General features: G+C 30.3%; 8 protein-coding genes. 4 read left to right on the top strand and 4 right to left on the bottom strand.

Features of this window, described 5'->3' with window-relative positions:
- Window positions 1-144: 144 nt before the first annotated feature.
- The 3 genes from HN894_13035 (at window position 145) to HN894_13025 (ending at window position 2,350) form a co-directional block, all read left to right on the top strand.
- Complete coding sequence (locus HN894_13035) at window positions 145-864, top strand: restriction endonuclease (protein MBT7144245.1); 720 nt, start codon at window positions 145-147, stop codon at window positions 862-864.
- Window positions 865-938: 74 nt separating this feature from the next.
- Complete coding sequence (locus HN894_13030) at window positions 939-1,466, top strand: hypothetical protein (protein MBT7144244.1); 528 nt, start codon at window positions 939-941, stop codon at window positions 1,464-1,466.
- Between the two features lie 5 nt (window positions 1,467-1,471).
- Complete coding sequence (locus tag HN894_13025; GenBank protein MBT7144243.1) at window positions 1,472-2,350, top strand: site-specific DNA-methyltransferase; 879 nt, start codon at window positions 1,472-1,474, stop codon at window positions 2,348-2,350.
- Between the two features lie 76 nt (window positions 2,351-2,426).
- Here HN894_13025 and HN894_13020 read toward each other — a convergent pair whose 3' ends face one another.
- From HN894_13020 to HN894_13010, 3 genes are all read right to left on the bottom strand, one after another.
- On the bottom strand, window positions 2,427-3,107 hold the full coding sequence (locus HN894_13020) for a hypothetical protein (protein ID MBT7144242.1): 681 nt from the start codon (window positions 3,105-3,107) through the stop codon (window positions 2,427-2,429).
- 44 nt (window positions 3,108-3,151) lie between these two features.
- Window positions 3,152-4,339: an amidohydrolase family protein gene (locus tag HN894_13015; protein MBT7144241.1), complete on the bottom strand. Its 1,188-nt coding sequence runs from the start codon at window positions 4,337-4,339 to the stop codon at window positions 3,152-3,154.
- A gap of 153 nt (window positions 4,340-4,492) precedes the next feature.
- Complete coding sequence (locus tag HN894_13010) at window positions 4,493-4,969, bottom strand: DUF4440 domain-containing protein (protein MBT7144240.1); 477 nt, start codon at window positions 4,967-4,969, stop codon at window positions 4,493-4,495.
- Between the two features lie 227 nt (window positions 4,970-5,196).
- On the opposite strand from HN894_13010, the gene HN894_13005 reads away from it, so the two are divergent.
- Window positions 5,197-5,703, top strand: coding sequence for a hypothetical protein (locus HN894_13005; protein ID MBT7144239.1), 507 nt, complete (start codon window positions 5,197-5,199; stop codon window positions 5,701-5,703).
- Window positions 5,704-5,717: 14 nt separating this feature from the next.
- Here the strand turns inward: HN894_13005 and HN894_13000 are convergent, their stop codons facing one another.
- On the bottom strand, window positions 5,718-6,158 hold the full coding sequence (locus HN894_13000; protein MBT7144238.1) for a hypothetical protein: 441 nt from the start codon (window positions 6,156-6,158) through the stop codon (window positions 5,718-5,720).
- Window positions 6,159-6,172: the final 14 nt, after the last annotated feature.

The raw sequence follows: 6,172 nt of genomic DNA, 5'->3' as shown, positions 1-6,172 counted from the left end.
ATAAATATCATTAAGCTAAAATTTTAGCTTATAAGATAAGACCCATAATAGCCGCTTTGAAAAACGTTCATTCGTTTTACTGAGAGAGCTGTGCATTATAGTTAGGTTGTTAGTTTTATGTAAGTAAATAAAAATGTTGATAAAATAAAAATAAAGCTAAATCAACTAAACTATTTAATTGGGCATATTGATTTGAAAAAAGCTGTTGGAGAACTATATATTGAAAATGAAAATGTTTTTTCAGTATTAACAATATTGATAGCTGTTAGAAAAAGTCAAAACAAAAAAGCAATAAGAAATCTCAAAATAGTATCGGTAAATTCATATTTAGAAACACCTGAATTAATATATGAATTTATAATTGAAAGTGGTTTAGCTAAAGTTTTTCAGAACAAACATGTAACAAACCTCGTTGATTATGTTTTTGGTGTGGAGGTTGGCTTGGACAGCAATGCGAGAAAAAACAGAACCGGAAAACAAATGGAATTTACTGTTGCTAAAATTTTCAGTAATAATAATATAGTATTTGAAAGAGAAGTTGAACATACAAATTTTCCTGAATTGTTGAGTTTAGGCGAAGATGTTAAAAGATTTGATTTTGTAATAAAAAGTAATTCAATGACTTATTTAATCGAAGCAAATTATTATAATACCGGAGGTTCAAAACCTAATGAAACAGCAAGGGCTTATACAGATATTGCACCAAAAATAAATCAATATGACAATTTTGAATTTGTATGGATTACGGATGGGTATGGTTGGTTAAGTGCAAAAAATAAATTAGGAGAAGCATATAATAATATTCCAAAAGTTTATAATCTAACAAGTATAGCTGAGTTTATTAAGGAAATAAAAAACACTTGAGAGTATATTAATAAAGCATAGCATTTATTGATTTTGGAAATGTTGACACATTAAGTTTTGAAAAATAGAGTATTATGACAATAAGAGATGATAACTCAATCAATATAGATTTATATAATATTGAAAGATATACAACACGGGCTGAGATTAGAAATCATTTATTAAATGTAATGAAAGCAGAAAATCCTCAAACAAAATATAGATATTTTGTTGAGCATTTGGTTGATGAAAACAGGATTTATATTGAAAGACCTGGACGTTTAAACAAAGGTTGTGATTTTGTAATTTATATCGAAAACCATTTATTGTATAATAATAGTAATGATAAACCACCAAAACATAACTTTTTGATTGATGATCTGAGGTTAAAAAAGCAAAACCTACGTGAAGATGAATGGATTATTTTACTCAATGCAATTGAGTCAATATATGAGTTAAACTCTTTTAAAACCTCATATGAAAAAATTCAAGAACTTCCGCTAGGTGGAGAAACTTATGAATTGATATTAAAGTTAGCTCGTTGGTTTTTTATTGAACAAGATATTACATATTGGTCAAGGTCAGGGAGAGAAATGCTTTATAATGCTATATCAGAAGTTTAAAACTAATGCTTAAGCCATACTTTAAATCAAAGGATAAAAAATTCACCTTACTACACGGTGATGTGATTGAATTGTTCCCACAATTCAATCACAAATTTGATATGGTTTTTGCAGATCCGCCATACTTTCTTTCAAATGACGGATTGACAATTAAAAGTGGGCAGATAGTTTCTGTAAACAAAGGAAATTGGGACAAATCTCATGGCTTTGATTATATAAATGATTTTAATCGTAGATGGCTGGAGCTGGCAAGGGACAAGATGAAAGAAGATGCGACTATTTGGATAAGTGGTACGCTGCATAATATTTTTAGTGTTGGGCAAATTCTTACAGAACTTGGATTTAAAATTTTAAACATAATTACATGGCAAAAGACAAACCCACCACCAAATTTTTCTTGCCGATATTTCACTCACTCAACCGAGCAAATAATTTGGGCAAGAAAAAATGAAAAAGTTCCTCATTATTTCAATTATGAATTGATGAAAGACTTGAACGAAGGAAAACAAATGAAAGATGTGTGGAATTTGCCGGCAATAGCACCATGGGAGAAAACTTGCAAAAAGCATCCAACTCAAAAGCCATTATCGGTTTTGTCAAGATTAATTCTTGCTTCTACACAAAAAGGGGCTTGGATTTTAGATCCATTTACGGGTAGTAGTACAACTGGAATTTCTGCAAATCTATTGGAGAGGAGATTTTTAGGTATAGACATAGAAAAAGAGTATTTGGATATAAGCATTTGCAGAAAACAAGAAATTGAAAATACTCATATAGCAGCAAAACATAAGTCGAAAATAAGAGGTTTTAACACAGATAAACAACTGGATTTGTTTGTAGCAAAGGAGCCGGAAGTGGAATACGTTTCAGAATTAATGATTTAAGAACAGTTATTTTCGTTTAGGGAAAACTTCAAGATAATTTGATGTTATCCAGTCCCAAAAATATAATATAATTTTACTACGTATCGTCATTAATTTTTCCATTAGACCACCAATAAATAGGTGGTCTTTTTATTTCGCCAAAGTGATATTCTATTTCTGAGCGTTTTTCGCCATTAAAATACCATTCTGTCCAAATTCCATGTTTTAAACCATCCTGACAATTTCCTTCTTCTTTCTTTAGTCCGTTTTTGTGCCAGACTGTCCAAATGCCTTCAAGGAGTCCACCTAAATAATAGGACTTTTCTTTCATTTGTCCGTTTTTATACCAGAAAATCCAAAAATCGTCAGGGATTTCTTCGGTATAAAAAACCTTACTTTTTACCATACCATTCCGATACCAGATCTGCCATTTGCCATGTTTCTTCCCATTTTTATAATTGCCAATAAATTCTATTTGTCCGTTTCTGTACCAGGCAATTATTTTGCCGTTTAAGCTGTCGTTTGTGTAGCTGGCTTCCATTTCTTTAAGTCCATTAAAATACCAAAAAGTATGATTACCTTGCCGAAGCCCATCACTAATTTCTATTTCCGATTTTTTGTTTCCTGTAAGCCAATATTTGAAGGTAATAGTTTGTCCTTTAGTGGAATTACTGATTAAAGTGATTAATGAAAAAACAACAATCAAAAGTTTTAGTGCAAGGTTTTTTCGCTTGCAGAAAAATAAGTCTGTTTCTATTAAATCTTCTTTTACTAACATTAAAAGTGTAATGTTTTAACTAAAAATCCTATCTCAAATATTGTTTAGACAATTACTTTAACTGTACTTTTTTTACTAACATTCATTTTTTCAAAATCGAAATTCTGGATTAGGTTTATTCCCGGGGTTTTTCCTGTTTCAAAACTTCCATACGATTTTTCCAGATTTAATGCAAGTGCTCCATTTTGTGTTGCCCATTTTATGAGATTCATGAAAGAAATTTCCGGAAAAAAATTGTTGATAGTTTTTAATTCTTCCAATATTGAAAGTGAATTGTTCGATGCCAAACTATCGGTGCCAATTGTAATTTGTGCATTTTTTTTCATGAACAAAGGTAAATTTGGCAATTTGTTTTCAATGTAAATATTTGAATTTGGGCAAATTGAAAAGAAAATATTTTCCTTCTGGTTTAAAACCAAATCTAAATCGTTTTTGCTTGTGAATGTATTGTGTACATATATTTTTTTTACAGATTCAGGAAGTTGTCTGATTGAGGAGTTTATTGAATTTTTCCCGTTAGCTTTCCATTCCGACAAATCGAAACCACATTTTATGAAATAATCGTACAAATCGCCTGTTTTATCAGAAATCATTTTATTTTCACCGGCGCATTCCTGATTATGAATCGAAATTAGTGAGTTGTTTTTTAGAGCAAATTCACTGATATTCGAAAATAATTTTTCACTCACCGAATAACTGGCATGAGGAACAATTGAAACTGAGCTATTTACATTTTTCTGGTAGGCTATATATAAGTTATGGGCTTTTTGAAAAACCTCATCTGCCTGCTTTTCCAAGAAACTAAAAACTTCGATAAATGTATGGTAGTGAATTTTGCTATTCGATTTTACAGGGAAACTCTTGCTGGTATTAGAAATATCACCAACAGCAACAATTCCTTCCTTTTGCATCATTTCATCGGCATTTTTTGCAGCTTCATGAATTTCTTCATTGTAAGCAAATCTTTGTTTTTTGATATTATCAATGAAATTTGTAAGGCCTAAATCATTGGTGATTTTATTTTTTAGGTGCGAAAGTTCGAGATGGCAATGTGTGTTTACAAATCCAGGTACTAAAACCCCATTGTAAAATTCAAGTTTTTCTGATTCGTAAAGCTCCCCATTTGTGTCAACGATTTTAAGAATTTCGCCTGAATCGCCAATTATTAAAATCCCATTTTTCAATGGTTTACCTGCTATTGGGAAAATAAAATTTGCTGATAATTTTCGCATTTTGTTCTCTTATCTTAAAAAATGTAAGGCTTCATTTGTATGATTGAATTTTACATTTTATATAGTAGAACTTTTTTGAAGCAATTAAAATGAAAATATGTAAAATTGTTTTTAATCAGATGAATTATAAAATTGATACTCGAGTATAGAAATTTACTCTTGGTTACCTAATCCCTCATTTGCACTTTTTAATACAAATTTCCACTTGCCTTCTTCGTTTTTTCCCCAAATAGTTACGTAGGTTCCATGAGAAACTTTTCTGCGTTTTTTCATTTTATAAGTCCCAAAAGTATAGCCTAAATCGCCTGACTTTGAAACAATCGCTTTAGTAGGTTGCCAGCTTAATTTTGCTTTGGCATCTTCGTTTCTCGAAAGAATATTTAGAATAGCATTTTTTCCAACTATGGGCTCTTTCTGAGGTTTAAGATACACTGAATTAGGATGAATATATTTTGCAGAAGATTTGTGCCGTCCTTCTTTTTTCGACAAATTGGAATGGTCAATATCAACTTGTAATAACTCTTTTTGAGCTTCTTCTATTCTTGAAGTATTTCCGCAAGAAAACAATATTATTGCTAAAACTAACAATAGCGTATTTTTCAAACTTCTAAAAATGTATTTTTTTGCCATTCCAAAACTATTTTATTAAAAAATTACAAAAGTATTATTTTTATAAAACTATCAAGGAATAATTAATATATCAATTTTTTACAACTTTTCTTGCACTATTAGTAAAATTCAGTTGTTTATTATTTCTGCAAAAATCGATTTGAATTTTATTAAAGTAAATTTAAAAGAATTATATACAATATTCTTAATTATATTTGCATTATTAAAAAGGAGTAAAATTTATTGACATGAACTTATCGACAAGGATAATCTATTTTATAATAATTGGACTATTTGCAATCAGTTGCACAAAAGATGATGAGCCAAATCCAACAATGAGTGCAAAAGTTGATGGCTCATCATGGAGTGCAAACGAGTTTGAAACTATTTTGCTGGAAGTTGAATCGCAAGAGTCTGTTCGTCTTGATATTATGGCAACATCTTCTGACAAAAGAAGAATTAAACTTGCCTTGCAATGCCCCGACAACGATGGGATTTTGAAAGAAACCACCTACGATATGTTTGACCCAATAAATGGTTCAACTTTTCTGTATTGTACAATTGATCTGAATGGTGGAGAATTTGTTGATCATGTTACGGAATCCGGTTATATTATTATAAGTGAGTTCGATAATGTTGAAAAAACCGTATCAGGTACTTTCAAATTTAAAACAAGAATTATTGGGACAAATACTTATTTTGAAATAAAAGAAGGAAGTTTTAGCGAAATTGAATATGTTTCAATAAAATATTAAACTGTTTTTTTTGATTATTTTTCATAGTCAAGTTCGCAGTATAAATATCCACCGTAAATTTCCCAACAAGGATCACCGTTTTCATCATACTTTTCTTTGCTTTTCATTTCTTCGCCATCAATTGCAATTATGGTTTTGTTGCCAACCTGATATTCTGCAGCTGCAGTATAGTACTTGTTTAATGGGAGATAAACCCAAAATTCTTTGTCCTTCGAAAAATCTTCCCACACAATAAGAGAATCCTCAATATTTCCTTCAAAAATTGTGATGGGAACATTCTTATTTTCTTCATTGATTGTTATATATACAAAAAGTTGGGCATCCTTAGGTTCTTCGGCTTCGCAGGGAGGAAACAATTTATCCAAGTCGCATGAAATTAACGATATTATTAATAGGAAGAAAATTTTCCATTTTAATAAACTTGAGCCACTAAATATTTGAAAGAGTTTTCTCATTAACTAAGATTTAA

The organism is Bacteroidota bacterium (assembly GCA_018692315.1).
Lineage (GTDB): Bacteria > Bacteroidota > Bacteroidia > Bacteroidales > JABHKC01 > JABHKC01.
This window is presented reverse-complemented; position numbering and strand designations above follow the sequence as displayed.